This is a genomic window from Pelosinus fermentans DSM 17108 (assembly GCF_000271485.2).
Classification (GTDB): Bacteria; Bacillota; Negativicutes; order DSM-13327; family DSM-13327; genus Pelosinus; species Pelosinus fermentans.
Map to the genome: position 1 here is coordinate 1 of NZ_AKVN02000002.1, position 18040 is coordinate 18040.

General features: G+C 38.3%; 25 protein-coding genes. 20 read left to right on the plus strand and 5 right to left on the minus strand.

All coding sequences use genetic code 11. The annotated features are described in order from the left end of the window. The 13 genes from FR7_RS22935 to FR7_RS22980 all read left to right on the plus strand — a co-directional run. On the plus strand, positions 1-1017 hold a 1017-nt coding region (locus tag FR7_RS22935), incomplete at its 5' end, for a nucleotide exchange factor GrpE (protein ID WP_064448927.1). Then, on the plus strand, positions 1017-1397 hold the full coding sequence (locus FR7_RS22940) for a hypothetical protein (RefSeq protein WP_007930505.1): 381 nt from the start codon (positions 1017-1019) through the stop codon (positions 1395-1397). The genes FR7_RS22935 and FR7_RS22940, both read left to right, overlap by 1 nt. 943 nt (positions 1398-2340) lie before the next feature. Next, positions 2341-2502 carry a hypothetical protein gene (locus FR7_RS24355; RefSeq protein ID WP_237769583.1) on the plus strand — a complete coding sequence of 54 codons (162 nt, stop codon included), beginning with the start codon at positions 2341-2343 and terminating at the stop codon, positions 2500-2502. 39 nt (positions 2503-2541) lie between these two features. Beyond that, a complete protein-coding gene (locus FR7_RS24360) occupies positions 2542-3144 on the plus strand; it encodes a hypothetical protein (RefSeq protein WP_237769584.1) in 603 nt (200 codons plus the stop codon). 464 nt (positions 3145-3608) lie between these two features. Beyond that, positions 3609-4793, plus strand: a complete 1185-nt coding sequence (locus FR7_RS24365) for a phage tail protein (protein WP_237769585.1) — start codon at positions 3609-3611, stop codon at positions 4791-4793. Positions 4794-4879: 86 nt separating this feature from the next. Beyond that, positions 4880-5164 (plus strand): hypothetical protein, encoded by a 285-nt coding sequence (locus FR7_RS24370; protein WP_237769586.1) that lies wholly within the window; start codon positions 4880-4882, stop codon positions 5162-5164. A 65-nt stretch (positions 5165-5229) separates the two neighbouring features. Next, positions 5230-6369 carry a hypothetical protein gene (locus FR7_RS24375; protein ID WP_237769587.1) on the plus strand — a complete coding sequence of 380 codons (1140 nt, stop codon included), beginning with the start codon at positions 5230-5232 and terminating at the stop codon, positions 6367-6369. Positions 6370-6371: 2 nt separating this feature from the next. Further along, entirely contained in the window at positions 6372-7406 is a 1035-nt protein-coding gene (locus tag FR7_RS22955) for a hypothetical protein (protein WP_007930500.1), read from the plus strand. Between the two features lie 66 nt (positions 7407-7472). Continuing rightward, positions 7473-7892: a phage holin family protein gene (locus FR7_RS22960; RefSeq protein ID WP_007930499.1), complete on the plus strand. Its 420-nt coding sequence runs from the start codon at positions 7473-7475 to the stop codon at positions 7890-7892. Between the two features lies 1 nt (position 7893). Then, positions 7894-8421, plus strand: coding sequence for an N-acetylmuramoyl-L-alanine amidase family protein (locus FR7_RS22965; RefSeq protein WP_007930497.1), 528 nt, complete (start codon positions 7894-7896; stop codon positions 8419-8421). A 2-nt stretch (positions 8422-8423) separates the two neighbouring features. After that, complete coding sequence (locus FR7_RS22970) at positions 8424-8987, plus strand: hypothetical protein (RefSeq protein ID WP_007930495.1); 564 nt, start codon at positions 8424-8426, stop codon at positions 8985-8987. Positions 8988-9082: 95 nt separating this feature from the next. Next, a complete protein-coding gene (locus FR7_RS22975) occupies positions 9083-9808 on the plus strand; it encodes a hypothetical protein (RefSeq protein WP_007930493.1) in 726 nt (241 codons plus the stop codon). 128 nt (positions 9809-9936) lie between these two features. Further along, positions 9937-10176: a hypothetical protein gene (locus FR7_RS22980; protein WP_007930491.1), complete on the plus strand. Its 240-nt coding sequence runs from the start codon at positions 9937-9939 to the stop codon at positions 10174-10176. Positions 10177-10205: 29 nt separating this feature from the next. Here FR7_RS22980 and ku read toward each other — a convergent pair whose 3' ends face one another. The 5 genes from ku to FR7_RS23005 all read right to left on the minus strand — a co-directional run bounded on the left by ku (position 10206) and on the right by FR7_RS23005 (position 14258). Further along, positions 10206-11024 (minus strand): non-homologous end joining protein Ku, encoded by an 819-nt coding sequence (ku, locus tag FR7_RS22985; RefSeq protein WP_017531493.1) that lies wholly within the window; start codon positions 11022-11024, stop codon positions 10206-10208. A 132-nt stretch (positions 11025-11156) separates the two neighbouring features. Continuing rightward, positions 11157-11618 (minus strand): hypothetical protein, encoded by a 462-nt coding sequence (locus FR7_RS22990; protein ID WP_007930487.1) that lies wholly within the window; start codon positions 11616-11618, stop codon positions 11157-11159. Between the two features lie 460 nt (positions 11619-12078). Beyond that, complete coding sequence (locus FR7_RS22995) at positions 12079-13311, minus strand: site-specific integrase (RefSeq protein ID WP_007930576.1); 1233 nt, start codon at positions 13309-13311, stop codon at positions 12079-12081. A 67-nt stretch (positions 13312-13378) separates the two neighbouring features. After that, the gene (locus tag FR7_RS23000) at positions 13379-13798 is read right to left on the minus strand and encodes an ImmA/IrrE family metallo-endopeptidase (protein WP_007930575.1); all 420 of its coding nucleotides are present in this window, start codon (positions 13796-13798) and stop codon (positions 13379-13381) included. 22 nt (positions 13799-13820) lie between these two features. Further along, complete coding sequence (locus tag FR7_RS23005) at positions 13821-14258, minus strand: helix-turn-helix domain-containing protein (protein WP_007930574.1); 438 nt, start codon at positions 14256-14258, stop codon at positions 13821-13823. Between the two features lie 215 nt (positions 14259-14473). Here FR7_RS23005 and FR7_RS23010 point away from each other — a divergent pair, with 215 nt between their 5' ends. From FR7_RS23010 to FR7_RS23025, 7 genes are all read left to right on the plus strand, one after another. Next, a complete protein-coding gene (locus tag FR7_RS23010) occupies positions 14474-14665 on the plus strand; it encodes a helix-turn-helix domain-containing protein (RefSeq protein ID WP_007930573.1) in 192 nt (63 codons plus the stop codon). A 32-nt stretch (positions 14666-14697) separates the two neighbouring features. Next, positions 14698-14955 (plus strand): excisionase family DNA-binding protein, encoded by a 258-nt coding sequence (locus tag FR7_RS23015; protein WP_007930572.1) that lies wholly within the window; start codon positions 14698-14700, stop codon positions 14953-14955. 206 nt (positions 14956-15161) lie between these two features. Continuing rightward, positions 15162-15344, plus strand: coding sequence for a hypothetical protein (locus FR7_RS24380; protein ID WP_139181552.1), 183 nt, complete (start codon positions 15162-15164; stop codon positions 15342-15344). Between the two features lie 12 nt (positions 15345-15356). Then, entirely contained in the window at positions 15357-16193 is an 837-nt protein-coding gene (locus tag FR7_RS23020; RefSeq protein WP_237769588.1) for a DNA cytosine methyltransferase, read from the plus strand. 34 nt (positions 16194-16227) lie between these two features. Then, the gene (locus FR7_RS24385) at positions 16228-16554 is read left to right on the plus strand and encodes a DNA cytosine methyltransferase (protein WP_237769589.1); all 327 of its coding nucleotides are present in this window, start codon (positions 16228-16230) and stop codon (positions 16552-16554) included. A gap of 354 nt (positions 16555-16908) precedes the next feature. Beyond that, positions 16909-17094: an AAA family ATPase gene (locus tag FR7_RS24390; protein WP_237769591.1), complete on the plus strand. Its 186-nt coding sequence runs from the start codon at positions 16909-16911 to the stop codon at positions 17092-17094. Positions 17095-17155: 61 nt separating this feature from the next. Beyond that, complete coding sequence (locus tag FR7_RS23025) at positions 17156-18019, plus strand: hypothetical protein (protein ID WP_237769590.1); 864 nt, start codon at positions 17156-17158, stop codon at positions 18017-18019. Positions 18020-18040 lie beyond the last annotated feature (21 nt).

Genomic DNA, 18040 nt, shown 5'->3' on the forward strand with positions numbered 1-18040 from the left:
ATGACCAAGGAACAGAAAGAATCTTTCAAGGAGCAGCATAAGGATTTCATGGAGGCGAATAAAGATGTGCTTGCGTTGGACGATGCAGCCAGTCGCCTAAAAGTTAAGTCTGCCGAGCTATCAAAGCAAGCCAGCCAAGCGGCAACTGAGGAATTAAAAAAGCAGCTTGCAGATCAAAAGGCTCTCTATGATAAGGCTGTTCAGGATAATAACCTCAATAAAGAGAATGCTTTACTTGGGTTAGGAAACGACTACACAAAAGAACAGGCAGATGCTATAGAGCTAATGACTGCCATAAATAATTTACGAATAGCTAAAATTCGCTTAAAGGAAATTGAGGATACATTAGGCAAAGATAATCCTGCCTATAAACAACAACTTGTCACTATTGGACAATTAACCAATCAGGTTGATACTTTAGGCGATAAAACAAGAGTTATACGGCAAAATATGGCTACTATGTTTGATGGCATGATGCGGCAAACTACAACATTTAAAGACTTTTGGAAAAATGCATGGTATGACATGGCGACTGAGGCTATCAATAATATTTGGAAGGTAAATAATGCAGGAAGTCAAACCTCATTTTTAGGCGGCATATTAGGTGGTATATTTGGCGGCAGTGGTAAAACAGATGCGTTTACCTTAAGCAATGGTACTAAGTTAGACCCTAATTTTGGATTCAGCATAGATGGGGCAAGAGAAGGCGGTGGCTCTGTACAAGCTGGAAAAACATATCTTGTAGGCGAAAGAAGGCCTGAATTATTTGTGCCTGATCGAAACGGTACTATTATACCTGACTTAAGCATGGTTGCAAACGGCAATTCTGGCGGATCTGCATATGCCGGAGGAACACAAGCAATTAACGTATCAATAACACAAAACTTTCAATCCCTCGATCCAACTGAAAATATGAGACTCGCAAAAGCGCAAAATGCTTCATTAAAAGCGGATATCCTTAATTCAATAAAGACAGAATCAACTTGGAGAGGCGCAATAAAGGGGGCAGTTAAATAATGGCAATGGACACATTTGCAATTAAATACAATCGCGCTCACAATTCGGCTATTGAGTTTAAGACCGAGATTGACAGTGAATATACAGCACACGAACAAAGAGCGTGTTTAAGAACGAATGAGCGCAATTATTGGACATTGGACTTTGAGAAAACCCCTAAGACCTTCGAGGAAATGAGGTCTTTTTTTGTTGCTCAAAAGGGTAGGTTTAGGGCTTTTAATTGGCAATGGAAAAAACTAGACTCTAATGGAAGAAAGCTTGGCGGTAATGATCAATGGTATATAGTACGTTTTGATACAGATAAGCTAGACTTTAAAATTGATAGTTTAGGGTACAAGACCTTTACAGTGCCGATTGTGCAGGTGATGTCAAGTGAGTAAACAATGAGTCCCGAATTAGAGGCGGTTACGAAGTCAGCGGAGATCATGCCTCGCATGCTATTAACCATCTACGCCGCAAATGGTGTTATTTTTAGGTTTGTAGCTAATGACAATCAAGACTTAGCTTTCGAAGGGAATACTTATATTTCTGTCGAGTAAAAAGAGGCGAGATAAAAACACAGTTGAGGGCGATAAAGAGCAAGTATCCTTACTATGTCAACCGCTGGCAGCAATGGGCCGCTTATATCGCTAACAATGCACAACGTTAAAATACAAAAATTGTTATCCAAGAGGTTTATCTTGACCATTTAGAGGAAGGCCCTGTGTGGTTGTTTGAAGGCATATTAAATAGCCTTAAAACCACTATTGCGGAGTTTAGTTGCGTGGTGGAACGTGACACCGTAGATTTTAGTCAGGAAGGGCCTAACATGGATTATGGTCCAACTTGTCAATTTATCTATAAAGGGCAGATAATAGGTGTCGCAGTACTAGTTCTCTGCCTACATGTGACGGTACAGTTTCAGCATGTACGGAGCGTGGAAACATAACGAGATTTGGAGGCCATCCAAGCACACCGAATCAAATGGTGATAAGGTCATGACGATAGAAGAATTGATAAAACAGGTTGGCAAACCCTACGAGCAGTTAGATAGTAATGGTAAGGCGTTGGGGTGTTTGTTGCCTATTATTTACTGTACCCTCACTTACCACGCTTTGACTGGCCCGACAATTTAGGCGAGTATATGAGAGATATGTTTAAAAACATCTGCAAAAAATCGAATTGGAAGACATAAAAGAAGGCGACCTATTACTAATTAGGTTGCCTTTTGGTTTAGTCCATCCTGCCGTTTATATCGGAAACGATGAAGTAATTGACTGCATGGTGGAAACAAGCTTGCAAAAATCACGACTTGCATTTATAGTCGAATAGAGGGGTGTTTAGATGCCAGATGTAATAGGTGCAGCGGCCTGGAAATTTATAGTTAAGACAGTAGTTAGCGTTGCGATTAGCACTATCACCATAAGATTTTTGGCCCAAAAAACAAAAGTAATAGCCCTACGTACTCTTTTGGCGTACTGCAAACCCAAACGAATTCAGGTTTAGTAACCTCTTATATATGGCAAGGTAAAATGCGCTGGAAACATGATATGGGCTAGTCCGCCAGGAGAAAAACAACATAAGATTGTTTCTTTTGGTGTTGGCAAGATTAAAGGCTTTTCAGATGTTAGATTAAATGACATCCCTATTGGCGACATAACACTAATTTCGATTCAGAACACTCTTTATCCCGATGCTGCCGTTAAGGTAGGTCATGTCCCTGGATGGGATTCAGGAATTTATTGTCAAAGCAGTGGTAGTTCGTTCGCTCTTGATACGCAAGCCAGTATAACAATACAGAACATAGTAGATTCCATTAATAATCATGCGTCAGAGGGGTGGATTGCATCTACAACCGTAGGGAATATAGGTTCTGACCAAATCCCAAAAACGAATAAGAATCTAATTGCAATTGCAAAAGGCGTACCTTGTTACGACACTCCATATATATCACATAAAGTCATGTTGCCTGGATGCTCATACACTGCATATTTAGGGGATGGGGAGCAGTGGATTGATAGCCGTGTAACTGGTGCAACACAAGAGGAAAAAGCAAAGCTAGTAGGCGGCTTAAAATATGATGCATATCTAGCCATAACCGCCAAGGCAAGCGAAAATTATCAGGTGATTTTAATGTTACGGCAATAGTCGAGGGCGCATAGTAAAAGTATATAGCTCTCCAACTACTTACACTGAGCAATGGACAGATAACCCCGCTTGGTGCGAGTTGGACTTTAAAACCAGTGTAGACGGTTGTGGCATGGATATGAGTAGCATTGATATACAGTCATATCTTACGGCTGCACCTTATTTGATCACGTAGTTAATGGACGGAAGCGTTTTACATTAAATTTAATCCTTGACGAAAAAAAGAGTCGCCAAGATTGGTTAACCGAGATATTTAGTGTATGCCGATCCTACCCAACGTATCAGCGAGGATTACACGGTATTCTTGTAGACAAGCCCGAATCAGTAAGTCAAGTATTTACAGTAGGGCCAGACGAAGCAATAGAAACATGGTGGCAGGACAACGAAGAGGACATTGAGGTCTGCAGATTGAGTATGTTGATCCCGAGTATGAATACACAAAAGTCGTCGCACAAGCTGACAGAGTGCAGTTAGCAGGAGAAACAAGCCAATTCCGTAACAAAACACCGTTAACTAAAAAAATATCTGTTTACGGAATTAATAATTTTCCGCAAGCTAGTCAATTGTCATGGTTTCATTTGAATAAAGCACAGACCTGCCCCGAATGGATACAGTACACGACGAATAAAAGGGCGTTAAACCGCAGCATTGGTGACGTGGTGGGTATCTGGAATCCGATAACCGAGGTAACAGAACCAGGACTTGCTTACAAACGTTACCGCATTATGCAAATGACAGAACCGCAGGAAAACAAGATTACAATGGTTATGCAGGAATATAACCCCAATTTATACGGTGATACAATGGGGAGTGTTGCACCTGTAATAAATATAACCAAACTGGCGAATCCAACTGCTGCACCACCTGACGTAACAGATATACAGCTTGCACAAGTTTATTATCGCCAAGCAGACGGGACTATTATATCTTATATAACTGGCACATGTGTATTGCCTGATTTCGGAAATTTTAGCGAGGCAAGGCTAGAATATAGTACTGATAGTGGGAAGACTTGGTTTAGTTATGGAAAAATAAATTCCGACGGTACTTTTATTGTAGACAACGTAAAAACTGGCATGAGTTATAGTATTAGAATTAAAATTGCAAATAGGATGGGGATTGTTTCTGATGGTGAGGTTTCTGATCCCATTTACATTACAGGCAAAGATCAACCACCATCTAACGTAGCAAGTATAACGGCTATTATTGATCCAGCGGATAGGACAAAGGTGAACCTAGAATGGTCTGCCGTAAATGACATTGACTTGCGAGGGTATCAGCTTTCAGAAGGTACAGTTTTGACACCAACTCCAATCACCGCTACAAAATATACCTACACTGCCACAAGTAGCAGAATACATACCTTTAGCGTAGTTGCAATTGATAATAGTGGTAATCCATCCGACATACCAGCAGAAAAGCAATTGCAAATTATCTTACGCCCTGACACTCCTACAAATTTGAAAGCAATACAAGATAACAGTGATCGCAGTAAACTCAATATATCCTGGGTTGCTTCTGCTGGTCAGGATATTACAGGATATATTATTACTTGTGGTTCGCAATCGTTTTTTACAAAAGAGACCATATACACTTGTGTAATTCCTGAAAGCGGCACCTATGAATCACGGCAAAAGCTAGAACAGTAGCAGGATATGAATCAAATGCTGCCAATATATCTATTCCTATCACAATTGAGCCAGGAGATGTTACAGGATTTACAATATCCCAGGACATGAGTGATCACAGCCTATTACATTTAAAGTGGGACAATGCTCTGTATGCTGATCTCGCATTTTTTGAGATTCGAGAAGGTGTAAGTTGGGATGATGGAATGTTAGTAGCTACAGGTATTACAGGGCTGGAATACAATGTTAGAATTAATCAAGAGCGTGAATATAGCTATTGGATTAAAGCAGTTAGTCGTGCAGGTAAATACAGCCAGTACCCTGCAAACATAGTTGCAGTCTATGATTTAAACCCTGCCCCTGTGACAAACATAATTGTTTCCAGGATATAAATGATAGGTCTTTGATTAATGTTGAATGGACAGGTATATCTGAGTTAGACTTTGCCTACTATGACGTGCGATATGGGTGGACTTGGGAAGATGCTACAAAACTAACACAGACCAAAGAGAGAAAATATCAATTCCGTCCCACAGACGGTGGTAATGTAAAAATACTGATTAAGGCTCTCAGCACCGCAGGATTTTACTCAGACGAAGCATCTGGAAGTCTATACGCTCTTATGGAACCGCAAGACGTTGAAAACTTTATTGTGCAACAAAACGGTGAGTATGTGGAACTGTACTGGGATAGAGCGCATGAAAATGATGTGGTCGGCTACGAAATACGCGAAGGATGGACATTTGATTATGGGCAATTAATTGCCACGAATATAACAGGTAACAGTTACAAATATAAAGTTGATTTTGACGGCATTTATCATTATTGGATTAAGGCAATTAATCGCTCAAATCGCTTTTCTGTCACGCCAATTGATTATCAACTTACCGTAGTGGACTTACCCCCTAAAAACGTAATCCAATCCTTCGATGAAATTGTCATGCAAAGCGGTACACATGCCGATACTGAATTTGGTGTCAGTGATATTAATTGGCAAACTATCGGTGGGCAATGGTCAGACTACCCGACAACAAAATTTGAGGAAGTCGGCGGCAGACAAGTATTAAGACTCGAAAAAGATACAAGTGGAAATTACCCTGCAACTGGAAGTTATATGTGTGAGCAAATAGATGTAGGCAGACTAATAACGGCTAATATTGCGGTGAAATTCCTCTCTACTGTAAAATTCCGAGGTGAAACGTCTGCAACTCTGCAAATGCGCACCAGCAAAGATAATGCAGATTGGAGCGTATGGAAAGACTTTCTACCTGCAAAATTTGTATTTAGGTATATTGAATTAAGGGTCATCTTGTCTACTTCCAATCCTGCTAAAACACCAGAGGTTAACCGTTTTGACGTAATGATTGATTTACCAGACATTGAAAAAGCAGGAACCATAGGAGTCCCCGTAGGTGGAATTAGAATCACCTATAACACTGATTTTTATATCATACCAGTGGTAACTCCTTATGCAATTGGTGAGGGGGTACATGTAGAAATTACAAATCGTGACAAGACAGGCTTTAATGCAAGGATATTAAATTTAGGCAACCAGGATGTAGGTGGAACTATGGACTGGCGAGCAAGGGGGTATTAATAATGGCATATGATGCAACAAAACCAGAGGATACAGGATTCTTATCCGAGGCTCCTACAGAGTTACGAAATAACTTCAAGGGTTTAAAAGAAGACCAAATAGTTGACGCTGCATTACTAAAGGGGTTGGGGCCAGGGAATGGAAATGGACAAATCCCTGTAAACAATGGAACGGAATGCGAGAACTTAAACGCCGCTATGCTTAGTGGGAAAACACCGAGTGACTTTGCGCCGAAAGTACACACACACAATACTGTAACCGCGAGTTCTGACGGTTTCATGACCGCTGCACAAAATAACAAACTTGCTGGCATTGCAACAAATGCGGAAGTCAACCAAATGGCGTTTAGTAATGTGCTTGTGGGTAGTACAACGATCCAAGCGGATAGCAAAACGGATACGCTAGAACTGGTCGCAGGTGAAAATGTAACATTGTCGCCAGATGCACTAAACGATAGGCTAACAATTGCATCAACTGATACAACGTATAATGTTGTTAGTACAACAAGTGCGGGCCTTGCCCCTATATGTGATGGTAGTACAACTAAATTTTTGCGTGCAGACGCTACTTGGTCAGTACCTATACCAATAGGCTTAATTGCAATGTGGAGCGGTTCAATTACTTCTATACCAACGGGTTGGAGTTTATGCAATGGCACTAATGGCACGCCAGATCTACGCAATAGGTTTCTTGTTTGTGCAGGTGATAGTTATGGAGTAGGTGCAACAGGCGGTGAAGCTACACATGCCCTAACACCATCCGAAGGCCCTGTGCATGCTCATGCTGCAACTGCATGGACGGATTCACAAGGAGCACATGCTCACTCTATAGACACAATGCGAACTCCTTCCGAGGGTTCTAGTGGTGCAAGGGTAAGCAATACACCGCGTGATACTGGCTACGTAGCAATTAATACAAGCGTGTCAGGGGCGCACGGACATAATGTTGGGGTAAGTGTGCAAAATGCTGGTAATGGAGTTGGTCATGAAAACAGACCGCCCTATTTTGCTTTAGCATATATCATGCGTATTGCTTAAAAAATATTTTAGTGTTAGTAGGAGCCAAGAGGCTCTATTTTTATAATATTTTTTGGGGGTGCAAATTTGTTAAATTACATAAAAACAGAATTTAATACACTAGTAACATGCAGCGCAATTGGCGGTGCTTTTTCTTTTCTTGTCGGGGGCGTTGACCTCCCTATTTCATCTTTATTGACATTGATTTGCCTGGATTACCTAACTGGCATTTATGCAGGATGGGTAAACCACTCAGTTAGTAGTCAAGTTAGCTTTAACGGCTTGAAACGGAAGGTTTTTATTCTTGTCATGGTAGCTCTTGCAAATCTGCTAGATAACGCTATGGGGTTGAATCACATGTTTAGGACCATGATGATATTTGGCTATGGAGCAATGGAGGGTATTAGCATTTTTGAGAACTTTGACCGTATCGGCTGGGGGCAATATATCCCAGCGATTTTGCGTAGTAAGTTGATTCAATTGAGGGACGAGAGGGGGATAAAATAATATGAAAATAGTAATTAATGGAGGCCATTGCCCAGGACTAGACAGCGGTGCAGTTGGGGCAAGTGGATTACAAGAGGCAATTGTCGCAAAGGACATTATGAAACGTACAGCGTGTTTTCTTCGTGCGGTAGGATACAACGTCCTAGAAGTGCAGGAAAACGAACTCTATCAGATAACAGATGCATCTAATAGTTTTGGTGCAGACCTCTTTGTATCCGTACATTGCAATGCTGCCACTAACACAGGGGCAAAAGGAACAGAAACCTTTTATAGTTCCGGCAGCGTTAAGGGCGGGAAACTAGCACAATGTATTCAGAATCAGATAATAAATAGTTTGGGTACTGTAGACCGCGGGTTAAAGACTAACAATCTATATGTAACAAAATATACCGATTGTCCGGCGGTGCTGGTGGAAACAGCCTTTATTTCTAATGCAGAGGATGAAGCTCTATTAATCAACGAAGGCAAGCGTGATCAATTCGCCGCTGCAATAGCTAGGGGCATTACCGATTATGTGGGAGGTTTATAAAAATGATTAATCTAGATGGAAGCAAGTCGTTTATCGCAAATAACTGGAAATATTTCTTGGGGCTAGTCGTTGTACTAGTCCTTTTGTTTTGGGGCAGGCAAGAATATCAGCAGTGGAAGCAGAACATTATTGATCAAGCGCAGAACGTCAATACGCAAACAATTGTCACATTGCCACCGCAAGTGATAAATACCAAAACAGAAACGATTAGAGAGGTAGCAGTACAAGCGCCAAGCCAAGAGGGGGCTATCTTGCAATTTGTAGAGCGACAAGGAAAGGTTATTGCTATAGTAAACGGTCAAGAAGTTGAGGTTCCCAATGTATCAGGACAGCCTGACGTTAAAATAGGAGATAATGGAGAGCTTAGATTTTCTACATCTTCTACTACGAAAATTGATGTAACCGACATGGCAAATGCTCAAGCAAGATTAATTGCTAATCAAGAATTGGAAAAGCAAGCTAAAATAAACGCAGAAGAAATGAAAAAAGAAAAATCCTCCCGGCAGAAGGAACGTATCGGATGGATACTTGGTACTGCTGCAGGGGGATATTTGCTCACACGATAATATTTAAGAGCCGTCTACCTTTAATTAGGTGGACGGCTTTTTTCTGCAGGATAAATAAAATATAATTAGAAAGTGTATCATAAAGGAGTGGTAATATGGATTTTATTTATATAATTGTAATAAGTATTATTGTTAATTTATTATTCGAGGCTCTTAAAATTATTGGACCGGAATGGATAAAAGGACGAATCAGCTTATCGTATAGTAAAAAAATAGAAAAGTATAGACAGGACTTATCATTAATAAGCCAAGAAAAAACACATGAATACCAAAAGAAAATATCAAATTACAACTACTTTATAACGAAGAAACACGAGAACTATATAATTTTATATAATCAAATACTTAAAGCTGTATCGGTAAATATTCAGTATGGAAGTAGTCTTAAGAGCCTACCATCATGCCTCGATTGGGATGAAATCGACCTTGAACGGCAGCTTGAAAAAATGGCAATGTCTCATGGTGCTGAAACAATTATGGTTAATTTATGGAGGGAAGATAGACAAGAAGCAGTGAGAGCATTGCAGGAGTTAATTGGGAAAAAAGAAGAATTTAATGCTTGGGATGCATATGGTGCAGCAAAGAATACATTTCATGATACTAGGCTTTATCTTTCGGAAGAGTTACTATATCCACTAAAAAATTTATTATCAAAATTAAGCGAATACTATTTTATTGTTAGAAGCGAAATTAGTGGGCATTTCCAAGGACAAGATGCGTTGAGTATATATGATAAAAAAGGAAAGTTAGAAGAAGATATCAAGGTAATACTTGATGAGGTTGTAGAGATAATGCGTAGAGATATAAATGCAGGCTTGTAGCTACGAATTAATTACTTGAATATGTGTCCTTTGGCGGGTAGATATTATTGTAAATATCTACTACTTGATTTTCGCCTCACAAAATCATATAATCTAACCAAACATATGTTCTGCATAGAGGTGAGAATATGAGTGATTACAAGGTGTTTATTGAGGTCATAACTAAACATGACATACACGGCAACGTTCGTCCCTTATCAATCAAATGGGAAGATGGCAGAGTCTTTGAAGTGGATCGCCTTATAGATGTGCGCCAGGCTGCATCTCTTAAAGGCGGCGGTGTTGGCATACGCTATACCTGTAAGATCATGGGTAAGCAGGTCTATTTGTTTGACGATGAAGGCAAGTGGTTCATGGAACGCAAATAAGAAAAACTCCCTAAATTTATAGGGAGTTTTTATGCTGATTTTGACTTTGGTTTTCTAGGTGCTTTCTTCTTAGATTCGTTCTTTTTGATACTTGCCATGCTTGCCTCTAGTGCTGACATAAGGTCTACAAAATATGGTGAAGTGTCAACAGGTGTTGAAACAGTCATTTCATTTTCTGCCTTGTTTTCAATCATTGCCATTACTTGCTTGTGATATTCATTTTCATATTTTTCTGGCTCAAATTTAGTTATTAAAGAATTAATCAGTGTCTGAGCCATTTTCAATTCTTTGTCTGATAGTTCCACGTTGGATGGTAAATCATTTTCGATCTCTTTTGTTTGTACAATTTCATCTGCGAAAAGCATCGTAGATAAAGTAATAACATTATCAGTAGGGCGTATTGCTGCAAGATATTCCTTGTTGCGTAGGACAAATTTAGCGATACCGACTACATTAGCTTCAGACATTGATCTTAATAACAATGCGTAGGCTTTAGATGCGCCTTGATCGGGTACTAAATAATAGCTATTATCATAAAATCTTGTATCTATTTCCTCTAATTTAACAAAATCACTAATTTCTATGATTCTGCTTGCCTTGGGGCTGATTGCTTCCAAATCAGCATCACTTATAACTACATATCTATCCTCTGACAGTTTATAACCCTTACAAATCTCAGTTGCTGGAACTTCCGCGCCATCACTAGCAACTTTTTTGTATTGTATCCTGCTATAGTCACTCTTTCGAAGTTGGTTAAAACTAATAGTTTTGGAACGGGTAGCCTTAACCATTGTTACAGGGACATTTACCAAGCCAAAAGACAAAAGACCTTTCCACATTGATTTCATGTTCCCACCACTTTCTATTTATAATTTAGTTCACATAATAATGATTATTATATCATAAATAAGGATATATCTGTGCTAGTAAATGTTGCAAAATAGAGAAACTCCCGGCTTAATAGCATGGGGAGTTTAATTTTATTGCCTGGATTTCATGAAATTATCTACTTGAATCTTTGCTCTATCATCAGCTTTTTTCGCCCAATCTATCTTTTTCATTTTTAATATTTCTTCTGAAAATTCCCCTGAATAATCACTTGGGATTTCAGCCATATATTTGTCAACAAAATTAAATTCGGCTTTACCATCATAAAACATTGCATTGGCGTAATTGTAAAGGTGCTTTCCATTAGGAAAATTTTTCTCTTTGTAATCAATTACAAATTTGTCTAAATTTTTATAATGGAATAAAGAAAATTTTTGGGATGCCTTTTCATAATCTGATCGTTTTAAATAATTTAATCCTTCTGCGTATGTTGTTGGCATGTCCTTTATTATTTTACTATTTGCTTCATCTTCTCTGTTTTTCTCCGAAATAGCAAATGACACCATTGCTATTATTAATATAGCGGCAACTGAAATCCAAAAACCTTTACCCACGTTTTAACCTCACTCTTTTATTAAGATATTAAATTATATTTACAACAAATAACATTATATTCCTGCTTAATCATGAAAAAAGCCCAACGCAATGGCTGGGCGAATTATTGAAATTTGCATATTATAATCAAGGAAAATATTATTTAAATAGATATGTTGCTTCAATCTTATCGTTGCCAAAACCGTTGCCACAACAAACAATAACAAGCAGTAATGTTAATTAGTAATCATTTAACACGTGCAGTACTATCAACACATCCGACAATCGACCATAATGAAAATATGCTCAAATTACGACTCTTAATCAGTAGGTTCGGGGTTCGATTCCCCGGTGTGTCACCAGTAAATTCAAGCCTCCGCAGGTTATGTGGAGGCTTTTTTATTTTAATCGTTGCCAAAACCGTTGCCAATGGTGGGCATAAAAAAATATACAGCACCAATCTGCACTAATCAATAGTACTCATTTCTTAAACTTACTTTCTATACTTTTTATAGAATCTCGCTTTTCTAATGGGATAAAATGAAAATATGTTTTATAAGTTATTGTAATATCGCTGTGACCTAATCTTTTTGATACATATGAAATATCTTCGCCTTCCGCTAGTAGGTGGCTTGCGTGTGTGTGGCGTAAGCAGTGGAAGGTTAAGCGCGGAAGTCCACAATCAATGCAAAATCCAGGGAACCATGATGAAGGGGTGTCGGGGTGGATAGACTGTCCATTGTTCCTGCAAAATATTAAATTATTATCAGTATATTGCGGTATAATTTCGTCATTTTCCTCATTTTCTATTCTATTTGATTCTGCATCTTTTTTAGCTTGTTCTTGCTTTTCCTTAACTAAATTTAATATATCAAGTACCTCACTAGTGACTTCAATTATGCGTTTGTTTTTATTCTTAGTGGATTTATATATGCAACCATTGTCAGGGGTGTATGATATAGAACGTTTAACAAAAATCGTTGATTTGTCAAAGTCAACACTATCCCATGTTAAAGCTAATAATTCACCGCGCCTCATTCCCGTCCGGAGGGCTAGTGCTACCAATGCGTAATAGTCAGTGTCTATGGTATGACGTTCCAACGTGGTTATTTGCTCTGCTGTGAAGACTTTTACAAGGTCTTCGTCTTCGTCAAAATCTTGATCCGGCGGTTCTGGAATAGTAATCTTATCCGCAACATTCCTAGGTAAAATTTCATCTTCATACACAGCATGGTTGAGAATGCGCCTAATTACTTGATGGTGATATAAGACGGTTCTTTTGCTTACTGGTTGGCCTTTTTTGCTATCTTCCTCTCTGCCAGCCAATCTGCCCTCTTCGTAAATTCGCTGATAAAAATTCTTTAATTGAGATCGGGTTAAATCTCCAATTTTAGTATTACCGATCCAAGGCACTATGCGAAGGTCTACGCATTTTTTATAACTTGTAAACGTCTTAGGGGCCAATCTTTTCGCTTCTGGTGTTTTAAGCCAGTTGGTGAAGTATTGTTCTACAGTTAAATTAGGCGACTTGATAAATGTTTTATTAGCTATTTCCCCTAAGATAATATCTAGTTGGCGTTGTGCTTCGCTCTCGTCATCGGTCTTTACGGATTTCGACCAACGTTTTCTTATGCCCGTTTCGGGATCAATTCCTTCATCGATTATTAGAGTATAACTACTTTTATGACGGTTTTCTATGCGACCTTTTGCCATTTTTACCTCCAATTTATAATTAAGACACAGCTTATCCATTTTTATGGGGCTGTGTCTTTTTTTATTTCTATCTATTTTTTAAATGCAATAATTCCAGTGGTACTCCGCTGTTTGCTGCAAGATGAGATAATGACACGTCCTGATGTTCATACAGCAAGGTATCTGGTAATAACAGTTCAACAGCAAATTCGTTTGCTTCTCGCTCAATTTTAGAAATAGAAAAAAGAGTATTTTTTCTAAGAAAAGGCGTGTTTACTTCTGGATGAAGAATAGAATGCCCTAGTTCATGAGCGCATACAAATTGTTGTTCCGATTCGTTAAGTTCTTGATTGATATGAATTATTTTAATGCGTTTGTATGTATTAAAGTATCCCAAGGTATCTTTTAACCTTTCAAAAAGGATAACTACGCCCATCTCCCTAGCGATTTGGAAAGGGCAATTTGTGTGGAATTTTTTAATTAACTTTTTCGCTATTTTTTTACGCATCTACGAAAACCCTCCCTTGAGGCTATTTCTTATATTTATTAGGTGTGAATTTTTTCTTTGCCATTTGTTTGGCGAGGCGCATTGAGTTTTCTAAAGAAATACGCAACAATTCCTTGCTTTCTTCATCTAAAGGCTCACCATCGTAAAAAGACATAGCTTCTTGGTTCTCTAGATTAGAGAGCATTTTTTCTAAGTCGCGGGCAATGTCTCGCTCTTCTTTTGGTAATAGAGAGGATTGAGGTAACTTTTCCTTTAGACCTTCACCATCATTATCTTTAAGCAGTTCACTCATAGTAACACCCAAAATATTGGCTATGTTTTCCATTAACTCTAAACTGGGATTTCTTTTGTTATTTATGACATAACTTAGATGGGTTGGGCTTATACCCAATTTTCCAGCGAGTTCTTTAGCTGGAATTTTATTTTCCATCATAATATTGCGAAGATTATCGCCGACCATAAAATCACCTCACAAACTGTTAGTTTATCCAATTATAAACTAACAGTTAATATAATGCAATGAAATATTGAGATATATTAAGGAAACGTGAGAAAATAAACAATAAGTTTATTTAATTGATGAAATATGATAAACTATAAGTTTATTTAAAGGTTTCAACAAACTATTAGTTCATGATAAGATAAACTCACAGTTTAAGAAAGGGCGGTGATTCCGTGAACAACATTGACAAAATCAGATTAAAGAAGCACTTAAGTTATGGTGTTATTGCCAAGGAGGCAGAATTAACCCCAACTTATATTCACCTATTGGCAAAAAGTAAACGTACTAATCCAAGCTTAGATGCAATGAAAAAAATATCACTAGCATTAGGAGAGAAAGTAGGATATGTCTTTCCAACAACCTGAAAAAACAAATGAATTAAAAAAGGAGTGCTTATATGACTTGCAAATGTGGCATAGACCTTACGCCAAAAGCGAAATTTTGCCCTGAGTGCGGAACGCCTGCCCCAAAACCAGAACCATTAAAAGAATCCAAAATAGAAGAAATTCTCACCACTTATGAAGCAGCTGAATTCTTGAAAATATCTCGTTGGAAGATATATGACTTAATCCGTAAAAAGCAAATTCCATTTAAAGAAGTTGGAACGCAAAAACGATTTGTAAAAGCGAGATTGATTGAATGGATGCAAGTCTAACCTCTATTTATTGCCACAGTATATCTTCTATTTGAGGAAAAGGAGCATAACCACATGGCAGGACGCTACAAGACAATCATATCCCTACTATACTGCCGTAAGGTAGTACATAATCTCAGTCGTAACAATGATACTGAGTCAAGAAAACTAGTTAAAAAGTACGCTCAAAAGATGAACAAGTTGAGCGCAAAAATCAAGTCGAAAGGGTGGGTGATAGCTGGTTAATGTCGGTAAAATCTTTTCTCAAAAAATTAGACAGGTTAGAGCAGTATGCCAATGAATTGTCTGCTGCTAGTGCTAGAAAGTCGCATGGCAGAACTAAAAAAGGCTTTTCTAAAAATACTCATAACAGTAATGGATTCATTACCGAAAAGAAATTATTTAAGTGAAGGAGGCAGAAAATGCAAGGAATCAACGTATTAAGCCTGTTTGATGGAATTAGTTGTGGTCAAGTAGCTCTCGAAAGAGCAGGTATAAAAGTAGCCAAATATTATGCTAGTGAAATTGATAAAAATGCAATTCAAGTTACGCAAAAAAACTATCCTAATACTATTCAGTTAGGTGATATTACAAAATGGCGAGAGTGGAATATTGATTGGTCAAGTATAAGGATTGTAATCGGTGGATCGCCATGTCAGGGATTTAGTTTCGCAGGATTGCAACTTAATTTTGATGATCCGAGAAGTAAACTGTTCTTTGTTTATGCGGAAATTTTAGAACATATTAAATCTGTTAATCCAAATGTAGTATTCTTGCTTGAAAATGTGAAGATGAAAAAAGAGTATCAAGATGTGATAACCAGTTATCTAGGTGTAGAGCCGATAGAGATTAATTCAGCTTTAGTATCAGCACAAAATAGAAAGCGCATGTATTGGACCAACATTCCCAGCATCACATTGCCGAAAGATAAGGGGATTTTGCTTAAACATATAGTTCATGAGAACGCAGATATGGATTATGCCATAAGCGGAACGTGGGCGAGGTGGTTTAAGGCTAATGCTGAGTTTCAACTAGGCAAGAAATATTGTTCGTTAGATGCAAATAAAGCAATCACCATGACGGCGCGACAATACGCAAGTTGGAACGGTAATTTTGTTATGGAGTGCCTAGCGGAATATATAGTGCCGTTTGATAAGACTCTGCAAATATTAGATAAAGAAGTTAAAAAGGGCAAGGTTGGGTATTTCAGGCAAGATAGTCAAGCGAATAGAGTTTACTATATTCACGACAAGCAGTAACCCTGTGCGGAGAAGCTGGTGGGGGGCTGCTAAGATGGGTCAGTATTTATTTGGTTGTATCACGCCTGACAGAATTAATAAAAGACAAAATGGTCAAAGGTTTAGCAATGGTAATAAATTTTACACTCTTACAGCGCAAGATCGCCACGGAGTTTTAGTTGAGGGTTACATAAGAAAGTTAACGCCTATAGAGGGTGAAAGGCTACAAACGTTACCCGACAATTACACAGAAGGGATTAGCGTTCCCCAACGTTATAAGTGTCTAGGCAATGGCTGGACAGCAGACGTAATAGTGCATCTTTTATCTCATGCAGATTTTGGACAAATTGCCAAGTCGGATTATTTGGAAATTGCAATTTAAAGGAGGTCGCAATGACTCATGAAACCTGCACGAAAACTAGGCAAGACGAAACGCATTACATTTATTGTCCTAGTCTTAAAGAGTGCAAGAAACGAAAAGTAAGGAGGTGCTAGAGTGGGAAAGGTTCAGGATGCCATCAAAGACAGCGAGTGAATGACAAATTTATTGAAACGTGCTTAGAAAATATAATCTTATTAATAATCTTCCTGGTGGTTGCGTTGGCAGTTCCGGCGCAATGGTAGAAATGAGAAAAAGCCCGTTTGCAGACGGACTTCTTCGAGGGACTATGAAAATTAACTTACTGAAATTATAACGTGGAGGAATGGAAATGTCAAAAAAAATGATACTTTGAAAATGATCGTTAAAAACTTTAAGGGTTTTAAGGATTTTACATTAGAGGCAAATGGTGACAGTTTAATGGTCTTTGGAGATAACGGTACAGGTAAGACAAGTATAGCCGATGCAGTTAATTGGTTGTTCTTCAACAAAGATACTCAAAACAAAACTGATTTTGGTATTAAGACTATGAATAATGGGTAGTTATTCCGGCTATCAGTCATGAGGTTGAAGGTGTGTTTTTGATTGATGGTAACGAAGTTTTTTGAAAAAAGAGTATGTTGAAAAGTACACTAAAAAGCGCGGCGGCGTTACTAGTGAATTTACTGGTCATGAAACTAATCATTTCATTGACGGAGTGCCAAAGAGCAAGGGAGAGTATGAAAAATATATTGCCAGCATTGTGAATGAAGATGTTTTTAGGCTTCTTACTAATCCTGCATATTTTAATGAGCAATTGCACTGGAAGGACAAGCGTAAACATTACTTGATATTTGCGGCGATATCTCCGACGAGGATGTATACCTCTGATAAATCCCTTACAACATTGCCTAGTATCTTAAAAGGCAGGACGCTAGACGATCATAAAAAGGTGATTGCTGCAAGGCGTAAAGCTATCAATGAGGAACTTGAAAAAATTCCTGGTCTTATTAATGAAAATAACCTTATGAAACCTGATTTAATCGGCCTTGATAAAGAATTAACTGCTGCTGAAATTGAAGACTTGACAGAAAAGCGCAATGCCAAAAACCAAGAAGTAAGCCGTATAGAGCAAGGCGGGGAAATTGCCGAGCAGCAAAAACTTTTAAGTCAATCAGAATCAAGACTGCTTGATATTCAGACCAAATTTAGGTCAGAAACTAGCGATATTAAGTTTGTAAAAGAACAGTCCCTTAGAGCTTTAAAAATGAATTTAGTTACTGTCCAAAACGCTATCAAATCAAAAGAAACAGCAGTTAAAAACCTTGAAAACGATATCGTTACTTATAGTAAAAACCGTGAAAAGTTATTAGCTGATTGGCATAAAGAAAACGATAAAGTTTTTACCTCTAATGGTGATTGCTCTTGTCCAACATGCGGTCAATCTTTACCTAAAGGAATGATTGAAGAAGCTGCTAATAGGCTTTAACGCAATTTAACCTTAAAAAAT

Excerpts from the sequence above, each read along its gene's own strand:
- FR7_RS22970 (WP_007930495.1), top strand. The coding sequence starts at position 8,424 with ATGATTAATCTAGATGGAAGCAAGTCGTTTATCGCAAATAACTGGAAA.
- FR7_RS24385 (WP_237769589.1), top strand. The coding sequence starts at position 16,228 with ATGGGTCAGTATTTATTTGGTTGTATCACGCCTGACAGAATTAATAAA.
- FR7_RS23005 (WP_007930574.1), bottom strand. The coding sequence starts at position 14,258 with ATGGTCGGCGATAATCTTCGCAATATTATGATGGAAAATAAAATTCCA.
- FR7_RS23015 (WP_007930572.1), top strand. The coding sequence starts at position 14,698 with ATGACTTGCAAATGTGGCATAGACCTTACGCCAAAAGCGAAATTTTGC.
- FR7_RS22955 (WP_007930500.1), top strand. The coding sequence starts at position 6,372 with ATGGCATATGATGCAACAAAACCAGAGGATACAGGATTCTTATCCGAG.
- FR7_RS22965 (WP_007930497.1), top strand. The coding sequence starts at position 7,894 with ATGAAAATAGTAATTAATGGAGGCCATTGCCCAGGACTAGACAGCGGT.
- FR7_RS24390 (WP_237769591.1), top strand. The coding sequence starts at position 16,909 with ATGATCGTTAAAAACTTTAAGGGTTTTAAGGATTTTACATTAGAGGCA.
- FR7_RS23020 (WP_237769588.1), top strand. The coding sequence starts at position 15,357 with ATGCAAGGAATCAACGTATTAAGCCTGTTTGATGGAATTAGTTGTGGT.
- FR7_RS22995 (WP_007930576.1), bottom strand. The coding sequence starts at position 13,311 with ATGGCAAAAGGTCGCATAGAAAACCGTCATAAAAGTAGTTATACTCTA.
- FR7_RS22975 (WP_007930493.1), top strand. The coding sequence starts at position 9,083 with ATGGATTTTATTTATATAATTGTAATAAGTATTATTGTTAATTTATTA.
- FR7_RS24370 (WP_237769586.1), top strand. The coding sequence starts at position 4,880 with ATGAGTGATCACAGCCTATTACATTTAAAGTGGGACAATGCTCTGTAT.
- FR7_RS22980 (WP_007930491.1), top strand. The coding sequence starts at position 9,937 with ATGAGTGATTACAAGGTGTTTATTGAGGTCATAACTAAACATGACATA.
- ku (WP_017531493.1), bottom strand. The coding sequence starts at position 11,024 with ATGAAATCAATGTGGAAAGGTCTTTTGTCTTTTGGCTTGGTAAATGTC.
- FR7_RS23000 (WP_007930575.1), bottom strand. The coding sequence starts at position 13,798 with ATGCGTAAAAAAATAGCGAAAAAGTTAATTAAAAAATTCCACACAAAT.
- FR7_RS22940 (WP_007930505.1), top strand. The coding sequence starts at position 1,017 with ATGGCAATGGACACATTTGCAATTAAATACAATCGCGCTCACAATTCG.
- FR7_RS24360 (WP_237769584.1), top strand. The coding sequence starts at position 2,542 with ATGATATGGGCTAGTCCGCCAGGAGAAAAACAACATAAGATTGTTTCT.
- FR7_RS24355 (WP_237769583.1), top strand. The coding sequence starts at position 2,341 with ATGCCAGATGTAATAGGTGCAGCGGCCTGGAAATTTATAGTTAAGACA.